The organism is Enterococcus sp. DIV1304_2 (genome assembly GCF_050555445.1).
In the GTDB taxonomy this organism is placed as follows: Bacteria; Bacillota; Bacilli; order Lactobacillales; family Enterococcaceae; genus Enterococcus_B; species Enterococcus_B pernyi.
This window is the reverse complement of the sequence record NZ_CP187851.1, coordinates 1,236,419-1,258,120: the sequence shown is the minus strand read 5'-3', so window position 1 is coordinate 1,258,120 and position 21,702 is coordinate 1,236,419. Positions and strand designations below refer to the sequence as shown.

Annotated in this window: 30 protein-coding genes; 10 read left to right on the top strand and 20 right to left on the bottom strand. The window is 36.9% G+C overall.

Going from position 1 to position 21,702, the window contains the following annotated elements; genetic code table 11:
* Window positions 1-130: 130 nt before the first annotated feature.
* Window positions 131-1,594 carry a peptide MFS transporter gene (locus tag IGJ14_RS05995; RefSeq protein ID WP_019724155.1) on the bottom strand — a complete coding sequence of 488 codons (1,464 nt, stop codon included), beginning with the start codon at window positions 1,592-1,594 and terminating at the stop codon, window positions 131-133.
* Between the two features lie 372 nt (window positions 1,595-1,966).
* Here IGJ14_RS05995 and IGJ14_RS05990 point away from each other — a divergent pair, with 372 nt between their 5' ends.
* On the top strand, window positions 1,967-2,563 hold the full coding sequence (locus IGJ14_RS05990; protein WP_010735602.1) for a nitroreductase family protein: 597 nt from the start codon (window positions 1,967-1,969) through the stop codon (window positions 2,561-2,563).
* 68 nt (window positions 2,564-2,631) lie between these two features.
* On the opposite strand, the gene IGJ14_RS05985 is transcribed toward IGJ14_RS05990, so the two are convergent.
* Both IGJ14_RS05985 and IGJ14_RS05980 read right to left on the bottom strand, forming a co-directional pair.
* Window positions 2,632-3,120 (bottom strand): hypothetical protein, encoded by a 489-nt coding sequence (locus IGJ14_RS05985; RefSeq protein ID WP_019724091.1) that lies wholly within the window; start codon window positions 3,118-3,120, stop codon window positions 2,632-2,634.
* A 240-nt stretch (window positions 3,121-3,360) separates the two neighbouring features.
* Window positions 3,361-3,558 (bottom strand): hypothetical protein, encoded by a 198-nt coding sequence (locus IGJ14_RS05980; RefSeq protein ID WP_010735604.1) that lies wholly within the window; start codon window positions 3,556-3,558, stop codon window positions 3,361-3,363.
* 271 nt (window positions 3,559-3,829) lie between these two features.
* On the opposite strand from IGJ14_RS05980, the gene IGJ14_RS05975 reads away from it, so the two are divergent.
* Window positions 3,830-4,579, top strand: a complete 750-nt coding sequence (locus IGJ14_RS05975) for a C39 family peptidase (RefSeq protein ID WP_065095894.1) — start codon at window positions 3,830-3,832, stop codon at window positions 4,577-4,579.
* Between the two features lie 59 nt (window positions 4,580-4,638).
* Window positions 4,639-5,061, top strand: a complete 423-nt coding sequence (locus IGJ14_RS05970) for a hypothetical protein (protein WP_065095893.1) — start codon at window positions 4,639-4,641, stop codon at window positions 5,059-5,061.
* A 92-nt stretch (window positions 5,062-5,153) separates the two neighbouring features.
* On the opposite strand, the gene IGJ14_RS05965 is transcribed toward IGJ14_RS05970, so the two are convergent.
* Window positions 5,154-5,525: a YxeA family protein gene (locus tag IGJ14_RS05965; RefSeq protein ID WP_019724088.1), complete on the bottom strand. Its 372-nt coding sequence runs from the start codon at window positions 5,523-5,525 to the stop codon at window positions 5,154-5,156.
* 159 nt (window positions 5,526-5,684) lie between these two features.
* On the opposite strand from IGJ14_RS05965, the gene IGJ14_RS05960 reads away from it, so the two are divergent.
* The gene (locus IGJ14_RS05960) at window positions 5,685-5,870 is read left to right on the top strand and encodes a hypothetical protein (protein ID WP_019724087.1); all 186 of its coding nucleotides are present in this window, start codon (window positions 5,685-5,687) and stop codon (window positions 5,868-5,870) included.
* Between the two features lie 161 nt (window positions 5,871-6,031).
* Here IGJ14_RS05960 and IGJ14_RS05955 read toward each other — a convergent pair whose 3' ends face one another.
* The gene (locus tag IGJ14_RS05955; protein ID WP_019724086.1) at window positions 6,032-6,220 is read right to left on the bottom strand and encodes a hypothetical protein; all 189 of its coding nucleotides are present in this window, start codon (window positions 6,218-6,220) and stop codon (window positions 6,032-6,034) included.
* Between the two features lie 22 nt (window positions 6,221-6,242).
* Window positions 6,243-6,506, bottom strand: coding sequence for a hypothetical protein (locus tag IGJ14_RS05950; protein WP_108146530.1), 264 nt, complete (start codon window positions 6,504-6,506; stop codon window positions 6,243-6,245).
* 170 nt (window positions 6,507-6,676) lie between these two features.
* Here IGJ14_RS05950 and IGJ14_RS05945 point away from each other — a divergent pair, with 170 nt between their 5' ends.
* Window positions 6,677-6,931: a glucose uptake protein gene (locus tag IGJ14_RS05945; protein WP_108146531.1), complete on the top strand. Its 255-nt coding sequence runs from the start codon at window positions 6,677-6,679 to the stop codon at window positions 6,929-6,931.
* A 73-nt stretch (window positions 6,932-7,004) separates the two neighbouring features.
* Here the strand turns inward: IGJ14_RS05945 and IGJ14_RS05940 are convergent, their stop codons facing one another.
* On the bottom strand, window positions 7,005-7,439 hold the full coding sequence (locus IGJ14_RS05940; protein WP_023519554.1) for a universal stress protein: 435 nt from the start codon (window positions 7,437-7,439) through the stop codon (window positions 7,005-7,007).
* Between the two features lie 341 nt (window positions 7,440-7,780).
* Here IGJ14_RS05940 and IGJ14_RS05935 point away from each other — a divergent pair, with 341 nt between their 5' ends.
* Entirely contained in the window at window positions 7,781-8,395 is a 615-nt protein-coding gene (locus tag IGJ14_RS05935) for a LysM peptidoglycan-binding domain-containing protein (RefSeq protein WP_074799681.1), read from the top strand.
* Window positions 8,396-8,457: 62 nt separating this feature from the next.
* On the opposite strand, the gene IGJ14_RS05930 is transcribed toward IGJ14_RS05935, so the two are convergent.
* The 3 genes from IGJ14_RS05930 to arsC all read right to left on the bottom strand — a co-directional run bounded on the left by IGJ14_RS05930 (window position 8,458) and on the right by arsC (window position 10,550).
* The gene (locus IGJ14_RS05930; RefSeq protein WP_195274549.1) at window positions 8,458-9,012 is read right to left on the bottom strand and encodes a ClbS/DfsB family four-helix bundle protein; all 555 of its coding nucleotides are present in this window, start codon (window positions 9,010-9,012) and stop codon (window positions 8,458-8,460) included.
* 152 nt (window positions 9,013-9,164) lie between these two features.
* Entirely contained in the window at window positions 9,165-10,025 is an 861-nt protein-coding gene (locus tag IGJ14_RS05925; protein ID WP_195274547.1) for an AraC family transcriptional regulator, read from the bottom strand.
* A gap of 90 nt (window positions 10,026-10,115) precedes the next feature.
* The gene (gene arsC, locus IGJ14_RS05920) at window positions 10,116-10,550 is read right to left on the bottom strand and encodes an arsenate reductase (thioredoxin) (protein WP_108146534.1); all 435 of its coding nucleotides are present in this window, start codon (window positions 10,548-10,550) and stop codon (window positions 10,116-10,118) included.
* A 260-nt stretch (window positions 10,551-10,810) separates the two neighbouring features.
* On the opposite strand from arsC, the gene IGJ14_RS05915 reads away from it, so the two are divergent.
* Window positions 10,811-11,389: a helix-turn-helix domain-containing protein gene (locus tag IGJ14_RS05915; protein ID WP_104776883.1), complete on the top strand. Its 579-nt coding sequence runs from the start codon at window positions 10,811-10,813 to the stop codon at window positions 11,387-11,389.
* Window positions 11,390-11,480: 91 nt separating this feature from the next.
* Here IGJ14_RS05915 and IGJ14_RS05910 read toward each other — a convergent pair whose 3' ends face one another.
* From IGJ14_RS05910 to IGJ14_RS05895, 4 genes are all read right to left on the bottom strand, one after another.
* Window positions 11,481-11,927, bottom strand: a complete 447-nt coding sequence (locus IGJ14_RS05910; RefSeq protein ID WP_195274545.1) for a GNAT family N-acetyltransferase — start codon at window positions 11,925-11,927, stop codon at window positions 11,481-11,483.
* Between the two features lie 240 nt (window positions 11,928-12,167).
* A complete protein-coding gene (locus IGJ14_RS05905) occupies window positions 12,168-12,290 on the bottom strand; it encodes a hypothetical protein (protein ID WP_267472077.1) in 123 nt (40 codons plus the stop codon).
* A 29-nt stretch (window positions 12,291-12,319) separates the two neighbouring features.
* Window positions 12,320-12,778 (bottom strand): GNAT family N-acetyltransferase, encoded by a 459-nt coding sequence (locus IGJ14_RS05900; RefSeq protein WP_195274543.1) that lies wholly within the window; start codon window positions 12,776-12,778, stop codon window positions 12,320-12,322.
* Window positions 12,768-13,256 (bottom strand): ASCH domain-containing protein, encoded by a 489-nt coding sequence (locus tag IGJ14_RS05895; RefSeq protein WP_207463599.1) that lies wholly within the window; start codon window positions 13,254-13,256, stop codon window positions 12,768-12,770. The genes IGJ14_RS05900 and IGJ14_RS05895 overlap by 11 nt, the downstream gene beginning before the upstream one ends.
* 251 nt (window positions 13,257-13,507) lie before the next feature.
* On the opposite strand from IGJ14_RS05895, the gene IGJ14_RS05890 reads away from it, so the two are divergent.
* Window positions 13,508-14,011, top strand: a complete 504-nt coding sequence (locus IGJ14_RS05890) for a hypothetical protein (RefSeq protein WP_019723291.1) — start codon at window positions 13,508-13,510, stop codon at window positions 14,009-14,011.
* Window positions 14,012-14,269: 258 nt separating this feature from the next.
* On the opposite strand, the gene IGJ14_RS05885 is transcribed toward IGJ14_RS05890, so the two are convergent.
* From IGJ14_RS05885 to IGJ14_RS05865, 5 genes are all read right to left on the bottom strand, one after another.
* A complete protein-coding gene (locus IGJ14_RS05885) occupies window positions 14,270-14,683 on the bottom strand; it encodes a hypothetical protein (protein ID WP_019723292.1) in 414 nt (137 codons plus the stop codon).
* 224 nt (window positions 14,684-14,907) lie between these two features.
* Window positions 14,908-15,072, bottom strand: a complete 165-nt coding sequence (locus tag IGJ14_RS05880; protein ID WP_019723294.1) for a hypothetical protein — start codon at window positions 15,070-15,072, stop codon at window positions 14,908-14,910.
* 335 nt (window positions 15,073-15,407) lie between these two features.
* Window positions 15,408-15,833, bottom strand: a complete 426-nt coding sequence (locus IGJ14_RS05875) for an IS1096 element passenger TnpR family protein (RefSeq protein ID WP_081308350.1) — start codon at window positions 15,831-15,833, stop codon at window positions 15,408-15,410.
* Between the two features lie 324 nt (window positions 15,834-16,157).
* Window positions 16,158-16,496, bottom strand: coding sequence for a metal-sulfur cluster assembly factor (locus tag IGJ14_RS05870; protein ID WP_019723739.1), 339 nt, complete (start codon window positions 16,494-16,496; stop codon window positions 16,158-16,160).
* A 248-nt stretch (window positions 16,497-16,744) separates the two neighbouring features.
* Complete coding sequence (locus IGJ14_RS05865; RefSeq protein ID WP_080570510.1) at window positions 16,745-17,674, bottom strand: YitT family protein; 930 nt, start codon at window positions 17,672-17,674, stop codon at window positions 16,745-16,747.
* A 174-nt stretch (window positions 17,675-17,848) separates the two neighbouring features.
* Between IGJ14_RS05865 and IGJ14_RS05860 the strand changes: the two genes are divergently transcribed.
* Window positions 17,849-18,343, top strand: a complete 495-nt coding sequence (locus IGJ14_RS05860) for a YajQ family cyclic di-GMP-binding protein (protein ID WP_019723741.1) — start codon at window positions 17,849-17,851, stop codon at window positions 18,341-18,343.
* Window positions 18,344-18,401: 58 nt separating this feature from the next.
* Here the strand turns inward: IGJ14_RS05860 and IGJ14_RS05855 are convergent, their stop codons facing one another.
* Window positions 18,402-20,750 (bottom strand): ATP-dependent DNA helicase, encoded by a 2,349-nt coding sequence (locus IGJ14_RS05855; RefSeq protein ID WP_347082162.1) that lies wholly within the window; start codon window positions 20,748-20,750, stop codon window positions 18,402-18,404.
* 315 nt (window positions 20,751-21,065) lie between these two features.
* Here IGJ14_RS05855 and IGJ14_RS05850 point away from each other — a divergent pair, with 315 nt between their 5' ends.
* Window positions 21,066-21,692, top strand: a complete 627-nt coding sequence (locus tag IGJ14_RS05850; protein ID WP_010735633.1) for an MBL fold metallo-hydrolase — start codon at window positions 21,066-21,068, stop codon at window positions 21,690-21,692.
* Window positions 21,693-21,702: the final 10 nt, after the last annotated feature.

The window sequence follows — 21,702 nt, the reverse complement described above, 5'->3', positions numbered from 1 at the left end:
TTTCCTGGTTGATATACCTCTTCATTATAACAAAGATAGCTGAACATTTGTTCTATTATCGTTTAAATTTTGGAAATAAAAAAAGCCGGAGCAGGACGACTGTCCTCTCCGACAAATGATGTAGATCCAATCAGTGGATCGACCCCATTAATTTTTTGATTGGTTCTTTGATTGCAAATAAAATCACTGCACCGACGATTGCAACGACACCGATGATCCCAAAGTAGGCAGATTCAGTACCTGGTGTATAGAAACGAGCGATTTGTGCATTGATGGCTTGGGAAGAAGCATCTGCTAAGAACCAGATCGCAATCGTTTGCGATTCGAAGGCTCTAGGCGCCAATTTCGTCGTCACTGATAGGCCGACAGGTGATAAGCAAAGTTCAGCAATCACGATGATGAAAAAGCTACCAATCAGCCAAAGTGGGCTGACTTTTCCAGCTGTTCCATATAACATCCCCGGCAACATCAATAACAGATAAGACAATCCGGCAAATAACAACCCTAGAGAGAATTTCACTACAGTTGATGGTTGACGTTTACCTAAACGTGTCCATAAAGTAACGAACACAGGTGTCAAAATAAAGATGAAGATCGGGTTCAATGATTGATACCAACTTGCTTGGATCGGAACACCCATCAAGGTCGATTGTGTTCGTTCACTTGCAAATAGGGCAAGGATCGATGACCCTTGTTCTTGCAATGACCAAAAGATGATTGCTGCTAAGAATAATGGGATATATGCCCATACACGTGGTTTTTCTTCCACTGAAACATCTTTTGAAGTCAACATTTTGATAAAGTAATAGAGTGGTAAAACGATTCCTAAGACACTGATCGTATTAACAAAGAAATCGATCGTCAAATGTCCAGTCAGTTGCGCTCCACCAAAAATAATAGCAAATACGACCAAAGCGATCACAACATTACGGATAAATCCTTTACGTTCGCCTTGTGTCAAAGGATTTGGAGGTGTCATACCCACTCCATCCAATGTCTTACGGCCTTGGATCACATATTGCAATAACCCGAAGAACATACCGATAGCGGCTAATGAGAAACCTAAATGGTAGTTATACTCTTGGCCAATCGTACCGACGATCAACGGCGCGAGCAATGCGCCTAAATTGACACCCATATAAAAGATCGAAAATCCTGCATCTCTTCGTAAATCGGTTTTCGTATATAAATGCCCGACCATTCCCGAAACGTTTGGTTTTAAGAAAGCTGTACCGATGATGATCAACGCCATCGAGATAAATAAAGTAGAGACACCAAACGGCAATGCCAAAACAACATGACCGATCATGATGAAGACCCCACCAATAAAGACGGTTTTTTTGGCTCCTAACACACGATCAGAAAACCAGCCGCCTACGATACTCGACATATAAATCAACGAACCATAGATCGACATGATCGACAACGCTGTGGCACGAGGTAAACCAAGGCCTCCATTTGCTACCGTGTCGTACATATAATAGATCAGTAAGGCACGCATACCATAATAACTGAATCGTTCCCACATCTCTGTGAAGAACAATGTAGACAATCCCTTCGGCTGACCGAAGAACCCTTTGTCTTGTTTTTCCATATTCCCATACCCCAATTCTTTTAATTTTCAGAAAATAATACACATATTTACCGAAAATCCGTGTAAAAATATTTATTTAAGAAATATATACTTATTTTCTATAAATACAACAAAAATTTAATGGGAAAATGATAAGAAAAAACATAGGTTATTTTTAATAATTATATAGTCTACTTTATATCATAAAGCTTAAATGTCGGTATATTCAGTATGTAAACGGTCTCGTAACAAATTTTTTATGTAAAAGAACATCTTTTTTCTATTCGTACATTTTGTTGAGCATTTTGTTTTACTTACTTTTTGTAAGATGATATACTTCGTTTTGTCATCAAGAAAAAAACGCAGAAAAGCGAATTAAAGGAGAACTAATCTATGACTGAATTTACAAATATCTTAAAAAACCGCCGTTCGATCTATGATCTAGGCCGTAACGTATCACAATCAAATGAAGAATTAACAACATTGATCCAAGAAGCAATCAAAGAAAGCCCTACTGCTTTCAATGCGCAATCAACACGTGCAGTAATCTTATTTGGCGATGCACATGAAAAATTATGGGAAATGACAGAAGAAGCTTTACGTCCACTGACACCTGCTGATGCTTTCCCAAATACTCAAAACAAATTAGCTAGTTTCAAAAAAGGTTATGGTACTGTCTTGTTCTTCAAAGACACAGATGTGATCAAAAACTTGCAAGAGCAATTTGCATTATATGCAGATAACTTCCCTGATTGGTCAGAACAATCAAATGGTATTGCTACAGCCAATACTTGGGTGGCATTAAGCGAAGAAGGTTTAGGTGCAAACTTACAACATTACAATCCAGTGATCGATGAAGCTGTCGCAAAAGAATGGTCGATTCCTGCAAACTGGAAATTACGTGCACAATTAGTCTTTGGTTCACCTGAATCTCCAGCTGGCGAAAAAGAATATATGAACGATGCCGATCGTTTCCGCGTGTTTGGCTAATTCTACTAATACAAAAAGACAGCTCCCTCTACTAAAAGAAGGAGCTGTCTTTTTGTCATTTCAATGGATCATTCATCCTCATGCTCAATCATGATATCAAGTTCTGCATCATCATTTAAGTGTTTTGCTAAAAAAGGAATCAATTCTTCTAATGAGACAGAAAATTTCAATAGCGGGCCACGCCAACCGTTCCGGAAAAAATTCATTTTGACTTCTTTCGAATCTTTTGGTTGGTAAAGAACGACTTTGTTGATTTCAGAATATGGCACTCCACGACGGTCAAAGCTGTTCAAAACTAGCCCTTCTGTAGTAAGTCCTCGACTATCTAACAAGAAACTCAATAACACAAGAGAAGCCAAGACGCCTTTCACTAACTCATCAGTGGTTGGTTGACTGACCAATGTATACCATAAAACCAGTACAGCAAGGAACGGAACAACTAAATAGACCCAGCGATTCCGAACCGTTTTATAAACGATCTCTCGTCGTACAAGCCATAAAAATAAGCACATGACGATGACAAATAAAAAAAGAACTATTGTAAAAAAGGAAACCATCTTATCGATCCACACCTTTATTTTCAACTCTTGAAACTAGAAAATCAAAGGGGTAAATCATGTCCCCTCTAACTGAACAAACGGTATTCAAGGAGCAGCACTTCGGTCATAAGCCAAAAAACTCAAAAATGAAATAGGCGTTTTCGTTTTTTCTATCTTATGCCTTAGTGTTCAATGCCCCTTTCATAACCTTAAAAGGACCTGCAACATGATCATTCGATGTTGCATGTCCATATTTTCTTATTCAAATGTATCATATTTAGCTACTACCATGCTAGCTTTTTCTTCTAATAATTCTTGATCTTCTATAGCGCATTGGGCAACTTTGACTACGGCGCAATTCGTCATTTTTGAAACAACTTCTCCAACAACTGATTTGGTAAAACCAATGGGCCTACATGAATATTGTTCTCCTAAATTAATCATTTCTTCCGTCATCAAAATCCTCCTAAACTACTCAAACAGTTTGCCACAGAAAATCATTTCGTTTTATCTGTGTGTTTCGTTAGTGGTGATTTGATCAAACTCTTATTTGATCTATCCGCATTATAGCGTACTGTTTTCGTTTTCACAAATTTTAACAGCTAAACATAATAAAAAAATCGTTTTTGGGACTGTTTTTCCTTGTTTTTTACATTTGATCAGGCAGATTCATGTAGTTTTTTTTAGAAAAACAATTATAATAGAAAGAAGTCTGGGGGAGTATTTCATGTCAAAACAAAAAAGTAAAAAACGATTACTGCTAGGTGGTGCAGCACTAGTATTGTTTTCAAGCGTCTTTTACTTTACACATAAACAAACAGAAGATCAAAAAGCGATGTTGGATGAAAACGTAGAGCAAACGATCAAAGCCGAAGAAAAACAAGTGCTTCTCGATGTACCTCTTGAGAACCAATTCGATGAACCTGCACTAGAGAATGGCTGTGAAGTTACTGCCTTGTCGATGTTGCTGCGCTTCTATGGCTACGAAACAACCAAGAATCAATTAGCCGAACAATTAAATTATGTCCCCGTTTTTAATGCCGATGGCACTCATGGCGATCCAAATGAAGGGTTCGTTGGTGAGATTTGGGGTGGTGACTGGGCAATGGGTGTCTATGTTCCGCCAATCGCTACGTTAGCTCAAGAAATCGTGCAAACCGATTATCATACCGAACCGCAAACGGATGCAAACTTAACTGATATCAAAACTGCGTTAAAAGAAGAAAAACCTGTTTGGGCTTCTGTCACGATCGATTTTCAAGTGCCGACAGAAAATGATTTCATGACTTGGACGACTGCAAACGGTGAAGTACAAGTCACGCCATTAGTCCATGCCTGTGTTGTAACTGGCTACGACGATCAATCGATCTATGTCAATGATCCTTATGGCATAAAAAATCGTGCGGTACCAATCGACGACTTTGAGCAAGTATTTACTGCCATGGGCGGACAAATGCTTACTTTAGAAAAGAACTAGTATTTCCTAGAAAAATAGCTTATACTCAAGCTAACAAAGCATGGAAGGAGCAAGAATCTGTGGAACGATTTATTCATAAAAAGGCGGATCCAAATGAAATCCCAATCATCTTCGTCCGTGATACTGCTGGTAACATCCAAAAAAAAGTGTCAGTCAATGAATGGACGAACCGATACAGCCCTGCTTCCCTCGATTTACTTGAAATCAAACTTTATCGACAAGCATTGGCTTATTATTCTGAGCAAGACTACGAGAAAGCCATTGATTTGTTGAAATTTTTGATCATTCAAACTGGCTATACTCATTTTGAGTACATCGAACGTCTAGCCACCATCTATCGTAAAATCCATGCAGAAGCACTTGAATATCAGTTGCTCTCTTCTGTCTTAGCATCCGCTGAGATCATCGGCTTGCCTGTTGGTTTGATCAAAAAACTGGAACGGCGGATCGATCAATTGAAATTGAGCATGGCGAGAAAATAAAATAAACCTAAGAACGAATGATTAAGTTATTAATCAATTATTCTTAGGCTTATTTTTTAATTCGATGCTTAGTTTACATAATAAAAATAAAATCAACCAATTATAGCTAATGCTTCTTTAGGTACCTCTTCTTTGGAAATTTCTTCGTATGTTTCTACATGAGCGCCTTTATTCGTCAATCTCAAGTAACGGTCTTTTTTTAAAACAGATAACCCGTTAAATTCAATTTCGCGTTCGTTGCCATTAGCGTCAACTGCCTTTTGGATATATTTTGCTGTCCCAAACGAATTGACTTCATCAGGCTGTTTTGTTTTGACATACACTTCTCCCTTAGTGACTAACGGATTCAATTGGTCTATTACTGCTGGTAATTCTCCAGTAGCGTCTTGGGTATAAAACTTCAAGCCAAATAACGCCAACCCACTGAATACAACGGCACCTACTAATACTTTGATTACTTTCATTTTCCTACCTCCTCTTTACTCTTTGAGTATAGCCTGTAAAAAAATCACATTCATCCGTCTCTAGATCGAGTTTTTTATCGGACTTTAGCACAGAAGTTATTTTTACAAAATTTCATAGATTTTTGCTATTATAATAGGAAAGAAAGGATGTGTTTCATTATGAATAAAGAAGAAATACTTCAGAAAATCAAAGATCTGGTCCAAAGTGGCAATTTCACTGAAGCCAAAACATTTTTCGAAGAGCATAAAGAACAACTAGGTCCTTACAAAGAAAAAGCCCAAGAATTTCTCCAAAATGTCGATTTTCAAGGAATAACGGATAAATTCAAAAATCTATTCAAATAAAATTTATATTTTCATAGGGATGATCGGAGCGATTCTGTCATGATCTAGAAACAAAAAATCCTCAACAATCAAGGATTGTCGGGGATTTTTTGTTAGGATTTCTTGTGCTTCAAAATAAACGATTGATCTCCAAATCGCCACACTTCTATCAAACCCTACTTTTAATACAATCTTGTTGGGTCATAGTGGTACGTCACATTACCATTCAGTTCGGCCTTTCCAACAACAAACTTGCGATTCTCAATTTTTAACCACGCTTCACGAAAAGCCATGACTTCCTCACGTTTGACCTCTATTTTTTGGATTTTTCCATCCATCAACTCTTGGATCATTTGTTCATAGGGATTCATCTTTGATTGCCTCCAGCTTATTTCAATATTCAGTGAAGATCGGCGCATGTATTTCTTTCGTATCTAAATCTTTTCGCACGTTCACTTTCGTATAAATCACTTTTTCAACTGGAATACTGTAGTAACTTTCTTCTCCATCGTTAAATTGATGGACATCCTTTTTTGATAAAATACCATCGATTTTGTTCATTAACACTCGCGGTTCCACACTATTACTAACAATATAATAGCAAATACGGATATTGTTTACTAAATGTAGATCAACTTCTAATATCACTTGGTCCATGAAATACTACACCCTTTCTTTAAAAGAATTATAACAATAAGTACATCAAGAATCAAAAAAACAACTTTATTTAAAAAACAAGAAATTTTATAACATATCCTCTTGTGCACAAACATACAAAGTGTTATTTTTAATTATAGATTTCTTTTTTCCTTGGAGGCGTATATTATATGGACACTTTGGGACAATTGGTTTTTTATGTTCCTTTTTTTCTAATGACAACTTTAGCAATCTACTACACGAAATGGACGAAGCGTAAATTTTCCGTATTGCTGACACTTTTACCAGTCGCTTATTTTTCCCACAAAATATTTTCCCTTCGGCATTGGGAACCCACCGCAAAATTACTTTCACATGAACTAGGGTTGATTATTTCATTGACGATATTGATCTTATGGATTTATTACCTTTACAAACATCCTTAGTTACCAGTACTACTCTTCACGAACAAAAAAGCCACGTTGGAAATCAGCAACGTAGCTTATCAGTAATCGGCATCTATTTAACGACCAACACATTACAAGGCGCATGAGTCACCACATAAGAAGCTGTCGACCCTACTAACGCTTGTTGGATCGAGCCTTTACCTGTTGCCCCCATCACGATAAGATCAATTGACTCTTGTTTTGGTAAGACAGTGGCGATCAATGTTCTTGGATCACCGGTCTCCACAATTGCATGAATCGTTTCAATCCCAAATTCTTTGGCATCATTGATTCTCTTCAATAGTTCCACTTCTGTTTTTTGTTTTTCTTCTGCATAGATTTTTGAGAACGCATAGGCACTATGTGTCAAATCGATTTTATTGATAATTGAAACGATCAATAATTCTGCTTGGTTATCTCTCGCTAATTCTAAAGCCTCGCCAAATGCTTTCTCGGCTTTTTCCGAACCATCAATCGCTACCATTATTTTTTTATACATATTCGTCATCCATCCCATCTCCTTGTTTCTTTTATTCTATCACTTCGTATAAATTTTATAAAAAATTCACTTTTTTCTCGGCTTTTCAAACTAAAATTGAGCATTTTCTATTTTTTTATTTTGAATCTTTCTAATAAAAAACAAATGTCAGAAGCGCACAATTCTTCATTTATGATGTTTTTCTAATTAAAACGCACATTATTTAAACACATTCTTGTTACAAAAAAGGAGCATTTGTCACAAACTGTTACGTATCTTTCACCTATGAAATATAATCCCATGGTAAAGTATTACTCGTTAGCGAAAACAGCTAATCAAAATAACTTTTTAAAATACGAAGGAGATCTTTCATGAAATCACTTAAAACTATTCTTTTTGGAACAACTTTGGCCGCCGGCGCTGCATTATTTATGGGTACTTCTGCACACGCAGACGAAGCCTACACTGTTCAATCAGGTGATACTTTATCAACGATTTCTCAAAAATACGTTGGTGACAACTCCTTGATCCAAACAATTGCCGAAGCTAACTCAATCTCAAACATTCACCTGATTTTTTCAGGTCAAGAATTAACTATTCCTACTGGTGAGCAAGCAGCTGCACCTGTCGCTACTCAAGCACCTGTGGAACCTGTTCAAGAAACAGCTCCAGTTGTGGAAACACCTGTAGTGGAACAAGCTCCTGTAGTAGAAGAAGCGCCAGTTGTGGAACAAGCACCAGCTACTGAAGTCGCTGTTTCAACTGGTACGAACGATGCCAAAGAATGGATCGCACAAAAAGAATCTAGCGGTTCTTATACAGCAACAAACGGACGTTATATCGGCCGTTACCAATTAGACTCTTCATACTTGAACGGTGACTACTCTGCTGCCAATCAAGAAAGAGTGGCAGAACAATATGTGGCTTCTCGTTATGGCTCTTGGGATGCAGCCAAAGCTTTCTGGTTAGCTAACGGTTGGTACTAAAAAGAACGATTTTGAAAAAATGGGAATCTTATTGATTCCTATTTTTTTTGTTCTTGTTTCACCTAATTTCCCTTTTGTTTTCGCTTCTGCTTTTGACTTTGTTTGATTTTTTTGATTGCCCAATCATAATGACTCGAAGTAGCAGAAACGAAATAACTGCCAAGCGTTGTATTCCCCACCCAAGAATACTGGTTTTTTTGGAACAGTTGATCGTCATCGAAGGTTTTCGCCAGTAACATCACTTCTGCATGGCTTTCCTTCAACCAGTCAGACGCTTGCCGTAACGTAGTAGACTGATGTTTTTTTGTAAAGGCACGATTCATCTCGGCTGTCGTTCGCCAATTATAGGGTTCCGGCAAAAAAGATACGCTTTCTCCCAATTGATTACTTTTTACCCATTTTAATAATAAAGAATGCCACTCGTACAAATGGATCAACACGTCTTTGATCGTTTGATCTCTTCGCCAATGTGCTTCTTTTTTCTTTTCAAGAAATACTTCCTCAAAATCAAATGTCGCTTCTCTTTGTTCCTCAGGTATTGAATCGATCAACTGCTGTAACTTCTCATAATTTTCAGCTGCGAGTATCAATAATTCCTCTTTTGACTTTGGTCTCATATTCTTCTCCTTATTCAAAATACATGTGTTTTAAATCGTTTCCAATCCAACTATAATTCTAGTATGCCTGATTTCTAAAAAAAAGACGAGCAATATCCTAGAATGAATGTTCATTCTTCGATATTACTCGTCTTCACTGACTTGTTTCAATGTTACCCATGTCGCTTTGTGACAGCGATCCACACTTCACTATACGCTTCCCCTTGATTAAGCCATTTGGTAAAGGAGATTTCAGGTGCCTCCACCAACTCGTACCCAGAGTTCGGTAGCCACTCTGAAAAAATATTCGCCATCGTCGTTTGCAAGACTTCTGGAAAACTTCCTTGATTGGGAAAAATCGCCCAAGTATGTCCAGGAATGATTCGTTGCTCTAACCCTTTACATTCGTCGATTTTTGATGTCAAGAAACCGATCATATGCGTCAAAGCGCCCTTTTCTTCCAAGCGTCCTTCATCAAATTGAAAAGAGGCATTTACCACTTGATTAGGTGCAAGATCACCTAACCTATGCATTTCCTCTTTTTGTTCCTCTGTAATCGCTTTTGCTAATTCGACGATTGATGAATTGACTCCCACAAATTGGATCGGTACCCGCTTTGATACACCGATAATTGCAAAGGTCCCTTTTTCTTCGATTCGATAATCCATTGAATTTCCCCCCTTGATTTCTAAGTGAAAGGTGAGTTTAGGATAAGATTTGCAAACCCCTGATTTTTTGACCTCTGAAGGCAAATAACCTGACCAGTCGCGAAACGCTCTAGAAAAACCTTCTAACGTTTGATATCCATACGCAAAGGCCGTCACTGTCGCACTTGCGCCGTTGACAAGATCTACATTGGCACAAGCCAGTCGCCGATTCTTGATATATTCAAATAAAGTGATTCCTGCAACAAACGAGAAAGTCCGCTTCAAATGATACTCCGAGATTCCTGATTGTTTGGCTACTTCGCTTAATTGAATGTCACTTGTCAAATGTTCTTCGATATAATCGATCAGCCGGTTCAGCTCTTTCATCCTCTCACCTCACAACTTAGTCTATCGCGTCCATTCAATGCTCACTTGATTTTTCTTAGACCAATATTATCAATACATATTTTTCTACGCTTAGTTAGCGATATTCTTGATTTTATCTTTGATGATTTCGCGAGTTTTTCTAAATTCAGCAATAATTTCTTCTTCTGTCCCAGTCGCTTTTGCTGGATCTTCTAAATCCCAATGTTCATGACGAATATGAGCAGGAATCACTGGACATTTATCCAACGCATCTCCGCACAGAGTGATGATCAAGTCGGCATGATTAAAATAATCTGGGTCAATCAAGTCTGACGTTTGACTCGTGATGTCGATGCCATCTTCTTCCATCACTTTTACTGCACGTGGATTTAATCCATGTGTCTCTACTCCCGCGCTCCGAACTTCAAATTGATCTTCCAGATATTCGTGGCCATACCCTTCAGCGATCTGACTTCTGCAAGAATTTCCTGTACATAAAAAATAAACTTTCTTCTTTTCTACACTTGTTGACTTCTCCAAAACCATTCCTCCAATCCATTAATCCTTTCAGGATTAAGTGTATGATATCATAAATTCAAGGGATCGTTAGTTTATTCAAAAAAAACGTATGGTTTTTAATAAAGCAATGATCCGCCATTTACATAACAAATAACCAACAAAACTGACAAAACAGCATTTTAAAGCATGTCAAAGACTTTTTACATGCTAAATCTGGCAATGACAAAAACCTTTGATCGTCGATTTTGACCTCTTCGATCACACTGAGATAAGAAGGAGCGGATACTATGGACTTAAGTCATCAAATAAAAAAATATCGCAAACAACTAGCTTTCTCCCAAGAAGAATTAGCCGAAAAATTATATGTATCAAGACAAACGATTTCAAACTGGGAGAATGAACGCAGTTATCCTGATATTCATAATTTATTATTGCTGAGTGTCCTATTTGACGTTTCTTTGGATGAATTAGTCAAAGGAGATGTAGAAAAGATGAAAGAAAATGTTACCCTTACTGAACTGAACAAATATACCAAAATCATGCTATTTTTCATGCTTCTCACCTTGATTTCAGTAGGCCCATCCTTATTTTTACCCGGTAATTGGCGATTAGCTTTTCCCTTGATCTTTTGGATTGCCAGCATGTACGGCGCAATAAAAGTTGAGGGACTCAAAAAACAAGAGAATATCAAAACCTACAAAGAAATCGTTGCATTCATGGAAAACAAAGAAGTAGCACCTCTACGTAAACAAAGAAACAAGGTCAGAAATCGGATCGAAAAAGTAGGCATCGTCATTTTGTTTGGACTCATTTGTGGAGTGATCGCTTTCCTCGCAAGTCTGCCGTTTATACTTCTTGATCGCTAGTAATCCCATAGAAAAAACAAGATCCACCTTCAAAGATTGATCTTGTTTTTTTACACCTAGGCGTAGGTAGACTGCCCATGGTTTGTAGTCATTAAATCTGTCTATTTCTTTCCCACACCATGAGGTATTCTTTCTCACCCGTCGATTCATCCATTTGTTCATCCACTTTTCTAAAGTCATTTTTATAGTAGAATCGTATTGCTCCTTTATTTTTACCATAAACATGCAAGCTTATTCGTTCTTTTTCTTTTTTAGCAGCTTCAATCAATTTTTGTCCGATTTTTCTATTTTGATATGTTGACTCTACAAAAATGCCAGCCAAATAAGATTCATCTACGATGCCCATAAAACCAACAATCTGACTATTCATTTCACAATAATAAATTTCTGCTTTTGGCAATTCTTTTATCAACAATGCTTTTTTCTCATACCAATATGTCGCATCAATAAAATCATGTGTCCTGATATTGGTCGTTAACCAAATACCTAGTAGTCGGTCCATTATCTCTTGGTCTAGTTTCTTCACTTTTTTAATCATCCCATTACTCCTGAAAACTTATAGTTATTCTTCATACCACTTCAAACGATCATTTAGATTGCCCGCATGGATGTCTACTGCTACCCGCGAACGTTCTTCTTCAATTTTGAGGTCTAGAAGACGAAGTTGTTCTTTATATCAAAGAAGATGTTCCGGAGAGATTTGAAAAATCAATATGATTGTAGGTTTTGAGAAGCTTTGTCTGCTTATCTTCCCTCAATGCCACCCACAGATCACCGATCAATAAGAATGTTTCTGGAAATAAGGAGTATTGTTTTCCTTACTCGAATACACTTCTTTTGCATCAAAGATCTCCGTAAAGACTTCTGTCGAACATTTACGACCACGAACGACAGCTGTCATGTGCGAGAGTTCCAACTTCGCTTTCTTTTTTAGTTAAGACTTTTTAGCATTACCAAACATGGATTCCATTCATCCCATAAGGTTGGGAACACTTCTAGCTCAACAAAACCCATCCTTCGATAGAATCCAATCGTCTGATCATAGATAGCGTAATGCCCTTCGGCGACCGTTTTCACTTGTAAAAATAGGTAATGTTCTCTTGCATAGGATTCTAGTTCACCTAGTAATCGCTTACCTAATCCTCGATGATGATAGGTTTTTTTTATCCCCATACAATAGATCTCACCGGTGGCTTTACTTGTTTCTTTTAAACTGATAAACCCTATTGATTCATTTGTTTCTTGCAAGACCCACAACGGATATTTTTGGCAGTTCTCGATGTATTCTTGTGTCGAATCTGGCAAGCCAAACCATTCTGGCAAATCATTCAAGACTTCTTGGACGATTTTTTTCTTTTCTATTGCTTCTTCTACTAAATCAATACGCATTGGTTTCCTCTTTTTTCGGCAAATATCGATCAACAAGTTGGAATCGTTCAAAGACGATTTTTGTTTCTTCATTGAGCAATAGTCCATGTTCTTCATAGTAAGGTTTGAAATAATTGTAATGCCCCTTTTGCCAATACATAAGAGATAAGTCGCCTTCACCTTCTGTAGCTGCCAGTTCTTCGGTGATTTCTTTCCAAGGTAGGATCAACACTTCGACAGTCTGGATAATGCCTATCGGTACTTTAGAGCTATTCACCACGACGGAGTAGTCACCAACTTTAGGTAATGGTTCGTTATCCATTTGGTAAAGCTCATACCCTGAGCTTGTCCCTGTTTTCTTCCCTTTTAATACCAAATCTGCTAATTCATCTGCGTGTTCTTTCGTATTTCCAAAAGCAAAAATTTCATATAATGATGCTTGTGGCACACCATTTTTTAAGCAAAAGCTTTCCCAATATTTTTGTGCTTCTAGGTTCAATCTGTCACCAACTTTCTAATTGATAGTAAATCAAGTGTACCAAAAATAGGAAAACTAAGCCATTCACACTCAATTTTTTACAACTCCGATAGTCAAATTTATAGTTGCTCACCAACTTCACTTCTTAAATACAAGAAATAAAAAAAACTAGATTCACTTTTTAGAGAATCTAGTTTTGTTTTCAGGATGAAATGGAAAATTAGACATCCACTTTGTTACAATAAATGCAACCAAAGAAAAGGAGAAAATCCATGGAACTTTATTTCAAAGAGTTTTTATTGATCACGCAAAAATTAAACAAGCAGCAGATCACTCCGCTACTACTAGGTTCATTAGGCTTGTCTTACTTAACAGATATCGACTGGCAACCAAGAGACATTGACATCCATGTTCCTGGCGATCCACGGGGTTGGGAGGCACCCGATAAAGATCGCTTGCACAATTGGCAAAGCATCATGAAAATTATGGAAACGTTGAATTACCAACTAGTTGATTTACACGAACATGAATTTGCAAAAGATTCTTATACCATCCAGTTTGGCAGCATGGACAGTCTTCTCGCCTTTGCAGGTATTCCACTTAATGAACTCTCTCTAATCAGGATCGATGACTGTTCCTTTTACTTACCTACAGCGGAACAATATTTGAAAGTCTATCAACGTTCTGCTAAAGATAGTTACCGTGCAGAGAAAAATAATCATAAGGATCTAGCAAAGATCAAGTATTTGGAAAAGTACTTAGATGGGAATACGTAATAAGTGGTTTTAAAAGATTGAGTTATTTTTACTTATAATCAAAATGTTTAATTAGGTATTGCATCAAGTCTATTCATTGAATCAAAGACTCTCTTATCAATTTTTTAATCAATCGCTAAGAGAGTCTAAGATCCTATTTTTGATTTATTTTTATATCGATAAACAAACAAGCTATATGTAATCAAAAAAATTCGTCTAGAAGAGAGAAGCTATCATAAAAAATGATGTACTCTTAATTAATTTCTACGTATTTATTTATCAATCAAATGAGTTTGGCATTGAAAGCACCATCAACTGCAACTCTTGTCCAATTTGTGATGTAAATGTTTCTCCAATTTCACGAAATCCAAATTGTTTATATAAATCCATCACCTTAGGAATACAAATACTATCAAGTATTATTAATTTTCCTCCAATTGATCTTCTAACATCGTCAACAATAAGTATAGCTTCTTCAATGATTTTTACTCCTGGAAATTCTTTAGAAAAATAATCATTCTTTGCGACATGAGCAATTAAATAAGACGGTGCAACACCTACCTTACTCGGCGATTTTCCGTTAAATACTAATTTCTTTTTCTCTTTTATTTCAAGCTTGCTAATATCTAAATCTTTGATTGCTAACGTAAAAAAACCTAAGAGATGTTCTTGTGTTTCGTCTTTAAAAATCAAGTACGTCCTTGTCGCATGATAAAGCTCTTTTTGTATGGCATCATGTTTTAAAATTCAGTCATTTCTGAATTGTTTCCACAAAAAAAGAAGATTCTACAAAGTTCGAAAAGCGTTCTCTTACCTTCTTTCTAAGAGCTTTATTTCCAATCTCAATTTCCTCTTCTTTAATTACTTCAACCAGCATTTTGATCTTTTTACTTAATGAAATCACAGTATAGTCCATATTATTTTTTTCTCATCCAATTAGGTACTTGATCCTTGTTACTAATACGATCACTAGATTTCTTTTCTAATAAGTCATAGAATTTTTTTGTAGGATGCGTATTTTCAATAATTTTGACATCTTCATTAGATAAAATAATTGGACGTTCCAAACTTATGTTTGCCATAAATACCGACTCCTTATTATTATTAACTACATGATAGATTATATTATTTCTTCGCAGTAATTTAAATACGTTACATACAAAGTACACACGTTATCCCTAACGATACTTAAAATTTTAAGCAGAGTTTCATTGATCGGATAAACATTTCTGTCATCTTCCATTTAAAATTTGGTTATCTCTAAACTAAAAAGTGTCACATAATTAGTAAAAAACAAAATGATTTTTTTTGAACTGTTTTATTCACTTTCATATAGTAGTACTATCTAAGACAAAAAAAGATTCAACGATTTTGAAACATAATCACTCATATTCACTCTTTTGGCGTTTATTAGAAATCACTCAAAAAAATTGAAATATTGTTCAGGTGGTTCTCCCACACTTTTTAATACTTCATAGCCTCCTTCATCATCTTCAATGACACGTAACACTTTGCATTGAAATCTCCAATCATCACCAAAATCAAAGACAAACTTGAATTTATCTCCTTTTTTCAGACCGAGTTGATAAAGTTTATAGTCACAGGTATGAAGGTATTCGTGTCCCATGTCAACTTCTGCCATGTAGTAACATTTATTTCCACTCCAAGCAGAATTGTCCATAAAAAATGCATGTGCGTGATCATTGATAAAATCAAATGAATCCAAGATAATTTCAGCAAAATCTTCAAGTGTCTCATCTGTTGACACACTAATGTGCCGATAACAACCTGATCCTATTGAAATACTAAATACAATTGCTTGATTGTCTTTTTGAGAAATCATTTTAATCCAACCTTTCTAAAGTAACCAAAAATTTTATAAGTTAACAACCTACCCGTTCTATGTACAGGTTTTTACATCAAAATTGATCATGAGAATAGCTACTATAACTATTATATCGTTTGTAAGAGTGAAAACGTACTAATTTATTTATTTTCGATTACATTAAAGTTTGCTAATTTTCGTCTGTATCGTTCAACTAACCCAACATTTTTCATAATAAAAAACTCTTTAATCAACTTTTCAAAAAAGTTGGTTAAAGAGTTCAACGTTTACTTCATCATTCGTTATATTACAGATCCGATCTACCTTCTAAAGAACCATTACCTAACGAATCCCAAGCGCAATTCGTGCATAACGACTCATTTTATCGGTCGTCCAAGCGGGATACCAGACTAATTTGACTTCTGCTTTCGACACTTCTGGCACTTCTTTTAGTGCATCATGGATCGATTCAGTCAAGATATCAGCTAACGGACAGCCCATCGTTGTCAAAGTCATTTTAACAACGGTATCTCCATTTTCAGGGTCAAATTCGATTTCATAGATCAAACCTAGGTTCACGATATCGATTCCTAGTTCTGGGTCAATCACCATTTCTAACGCGGTGAGAATTCGCTCTTTGATTTCATCTACTTCTTCAGCAGACCATTTTTGTTCACTCATTCTTCGGATTCTCCTTCTCACAATTTTTGTTTATCATACCTTTTTTTAAGAGGTTTGTAAATATTCATTTGGGTAGCAAGGTCTGGACAGAAGTCTTTCACCTCAAGAACTAAGGTAACAGCTACGCAAATTGTTTTTCGAATTTTTTTATAGATCCTCTTAGTTCCTAAGAAGTTACTTCTTTTTCCACTAGTTATTTGGTTCAAAGGTGACAAACAAGGGGGTAGATTTGTTTGTCTATCACTTTTTTATTTGTTTTTCGCCTTTTTAGATGCATGTTTGATTTCAGGAAGAACCCCTGTTGAACGATACATTTTTTGTTCGTTCTCATTGGCAAAGCGACCAAAAACGGAATGCGTTGGTAAAATATTGATGAACGCATCTTCGTCGATCTCATGGACGATTTGATCAAGATCATACATTTCGTAACGTGTGATGACCATCATGATCATTTTTCCTTCACGTTTTGAATATCCACCAACTGAAGGTAAGAGAGTCATCCCCCGAACCATGCGTTGCGCAATTTCAGCAGTCACTTCTTCTGGTTTCACAGTGACAATCATGGCGGTCACTTTTTGGTGACTCGTATGGATCGCATCGATGACTTGAGTCATTGCATAGATTGAGATGATTGTATACAAAGCACTTTCCCAATTAAAGAGGAAGCCAGCTGCTACGACGATAATGCCATTTAAAATCAGCATATAGTTTCCTACGGTTTTCCCTGTCGTTTGAGAAAGAACCAATGAAATGATGTCCATTCCACCAGTCGTAAAACCCATTTTCAGAGAAATACCGACGCCGACGCCAAGTAAAACACCACCGACTAATGCATTCATCAGTATATTATCTGTTACCTGTCCTGTCGGTAAAACTGTCGTCATGACTGACACACAAACAACGTTGATGAAACTAAGTACAGTTGCGCGTTTTCCGACTTTTAAAAAGCCTAATATAAATACAGGAATATTCAATAGAAAAATAAACGTTCCAGTATCGACATCTATATGGACCCATTCAGATAATAGTGAAGCAATGATTTGGGCGATCCCGTTCATTCCTGCAGAAAAGACGTTGGCTGGAATCAAAAAATAATTCAATGCCACCGCTGCAGACAAACCGGTCATCAAGATAACCACTATTTTCTTAAGATTTTCGTTTCTTTGATAGACAGTCATGAATCTGCTCACAAGCACCTCTCCTTTTCAAGTTTATTCCAAATGTAAGAATAACAGTTTCTTCCAGAAAATAAAATAGCGACTACTTAAATGAGAAGAATTTTAGTAAAGATGTCACAAAAAAAATAAGCCTATGCTACAATAAAAGAAAACCGAATGAACGAGGAGGACATTATGGCAAAAGATGCAAGTTTTGATATCATTTCAGAAGTATCTGTTGAAGAAGTAAAAAATGCAATCCAACAAACCACGAAAGAATTAACTAACCGTTTCGATTTCAAGGATTCAACGGTTGAGATCAAGTTAGAGAATACAAATAAATTAGTTGTGCTAAGTGACGATGAATTTAAAATCGAACAAATCAAAGATGTTTTGTTTGGAAAATTGAATAAACGCAATGTGCCAATCAAAAATATCCACTTTTCTGAAACGGAACACGCTTTAGGTGGTAAAGCACGCCAATCTGCTGATCTAGTCAATGGGATCGACCGCGATAATGGCAAAAAGATCACGACCGCGATCAAAAATGAAAAACTAAAAGTGAAAACACAGATCCAAGAAGACCAGATCCGAGTAACTGGTAAAAATCGCGATGATCTACAAGCTGTGATCGCACTTTTAAGAAAACTAGACTTGCCGATTGAATTGCAATTTACAAACTACCGTTAGTTCATGGGTACTATTGAGATATCACTAAAAAAGGACAAGCATTTTGCTTCGTCCTTTTTTAGTGGTCTTGCCAAAACTGATGGATAGTTTGTGATAATGCCTCAACTGTTCGAACTTCTTTTGCTTGGTGCCAATGTGGCGGGAAAAGTTTACGATAATTTAACGAGGCAAAGCGTTGATCGGCTAAAAGCACAATGCCTTGATCTTCCATATCTCTGATTACTCGCCCAGCTGCTTGCAATACTTTATTCATTCCTGGTAACTGGTAAGCATAAGCAAAACCTAGCTGTTCTTTTTCATCATAGTAAGATTTGATCAACTCTTGCTCATGATTCATTTGTGGTAAGCCCACACCAACGATCATACTACCAATCAAGCGTGATCCGCGTAGATCGATTCCTTCTGAAAAAATGCCGCCAAGTACACAAAAGCCTACTAATGTTTCTTGCGGTTCGACTATAAATTCTGCTAAGAAATCTTCTCGTTCTTGTTCATTCAACTTGGTTCCTTGGATAAGTGTGCGAGTCGAAGGGTAAGTTTCTTTGAACACTTCGGCGACTTGGTCCAAATATTGATAGGAAGGAAAGAAAATCATATAATTGCCCTTCTTCCCTTGAATGAAACGTTGAATCGTTTCTACTAGACGTGGCATACTCTGCTCTCTTTTGCGATAAGTGGTTTCAAGATAACTTGCTATAAGTACTTGTTGATTCTCAATTGGGAATGGACTAGGTAAGCGATACGCTAAACTCTCTTTGCCCCCTAGTGTTTCTTGATAATAAGAAAGTGGTGAAAAACTCGCAGAAAACAAAAGACTACTCCGCCCTTTATTCAGCGATTGTTCTAAAAATAAACTAGGATCGATACAAAATTGCTTCACGATCAAATCATGATAACTTTTCTCTACAGTCGTTTCATAATGATCGTCATAGAATTCACTGATTTTTAAAAAATGATTCAAGTCAAAATAAAATCCTAAAATTTGCTCTTGCATCGGATGCTCAGGATATTCAGCCAACCATTCTTGAATAAATTCACCGAGTTGAAACCCTGCGTTGATCAATGAATCTGCTGGGGCTTTTTGGTGATGATAGTTCCATCCTTCTTCAAGAGCAATTTCTTGGATCTGATCAAAAGCTTTTAAAAGACGATTCCATCGACGACGTAGTTTTTTAAATTCCTTCGGGATCTCTCCATAGACTTTACGTGCTTTTCCATAAGATAACTCAGCAGAATACATTTCTCTTGAACGATTGACTAAATTGTGTGCTTCATCGATCAAGAAAAGATGATCTTCATTTTTCTCTTCATCAAAAAATCGTCTCAAGTAAACCGTTGGGTCGAAAAGATAATTATAATCCCCGATGATCACGTCACACCATAAGCTGACATCTAAAGAGAGTTCAAATGGGCATAAGGTATGTTTCTTCGCGTATTTCTCAATTACCTCGCGAGTTATTTGGTTTTCATGATTCAGTAGATCCCATAACCCTTCATTGATTCGATTATAATAGCCATTGGCATAAGGACATTGATCTGGATTACACGTGGTCTCATCTAAGAAGCAAATCTTATCTTTCGCTGTCAAGGTCACACTTTTTGTTTCAGCCCCAACATCTTTTAACGCTGCTAACGCATCTTCAGCCACCTGTCTCGTAATAGTTTTCGCGGTTAAGTAAAAAATACGTTCTCCTTCATCTTCTCCGATCGCCTTTAAGGCTGGAAATAATGTAGAGATCGTTTTTCCAGTACCAGTGGGGGCTTCCGCAAACAGTTTTTGTTTTGTCCGGATCGTTTTATAGGCAGCAACTGCCAGTTCCCTTTGTCCTTTACGATACTCTTCGTATGGAAACTTTAATGCCATCAATGAGGCATTACGTACCGTACGCCAATTTTCCTGAAAAATCAGCCACTCTTGGTAATCCTCGGTCAGTTTTTTAAAAAACACTTCCAGTTGTTCTCTCGTCTGATGTTCCACTTTCCGTGTGATCACTTCTTCTGTGGTTTGATAATAGGTTAGCTGGAGGTTGATCTCCTCTAAGTTGTTTTCTTGACTATAAATATAGGCATACACTCTTGCTTGATGAAAAAACAATTCGACTTGTTCGGGTTCTAAATCTTCAAAGCGTGGTTCCGACGTTTTAATTTCGTCGATGTGGTACACGCCATCTTTTTTGAAGATACCATCTGCTCGTCCTTCAACGATCAGTTCATAAGGATCAAGCTGTACACTGGTTTGTAAGAACACTTCTTTTTGATACTCTTCGCCTGCTTCTTTTTGGAGCTTGCGGTGGATTTTTGCACCTTCCAAGGCGGTATGATTACTTTTCTTTCGATTATCGATACTTCCGCGACGCAAGATGAACTCGACTAAGTGACGGACGGAGATTTTAGATTTTTTCACCATGGTCGCCTCCTTCTTGTATTAGAGTACCGCAAAATAGACCGTTTCGCAAAAAACAAAAACACCCTGCTCGGATAAGCAGGGATATAGGATATAGAATTTGGATTTTTGGATACACTCAATGTAACAAGAGTAAATGAAAAATCAATGAAAATTTTCTATTCTTCCGTTTAAAATTTTTAAACACTTTTCATATAATCTGACAATTCAGATAACTGATGTTATAAAAGTAGACACTTTTGTTTCTGATCCATATTTGCGTTATACTTATATCGAACGATAGAAGAAAGAATTTTTAAAAGTTGGAGGTTTCCTTTTATGCATGTTTTACAATTAAAAACTGGAACAATCGAGGAAAACTGTTACCTTGTCTACAACGACGAAGCGCTTCTGATCATTGATCCAGGAGCTGACGCTGAAATGATCCAAGAACAAATCAAGAAGACCCAGCAACAACCTGTCGCTATTTTACTAACGCATACGCATTACGACCACATTGGCGCTGTCGAAGCATTGAGAAATACCTATGACATCCCTGTCTATGTCAGTCCACTAGAACAAGAATGGCTTGGAGATCCCATCTTGAATCTCTCAGGACTTGGTCGCCATGATGATATGGATAATATCATTGTTTCTCCTGCGGAATATGAATTTGAAATGAAACAATACCGTCTTGGGAATATGTCATTTGAAGTCGTTCCAACACCTGGTCATTCAGCCGGTAGTGTTAGCTTTATTTTCGATGACTTCGTGATATCTGGAGACGCACTCTTTAAAGGGAGTATCGGACGCACCGATCTCTACACCGGTAATTTAGAGCAGTTACTCTATAGCATCACGACACAGCTTTTTGTTCTACCAAATGAATTTGTGGTCTATCCTGGCCATGGAGAACCAACAACGATTGAACACGAGAAAAAAACAAACCCATTTTTTAACGCTTAATCAAACTTAG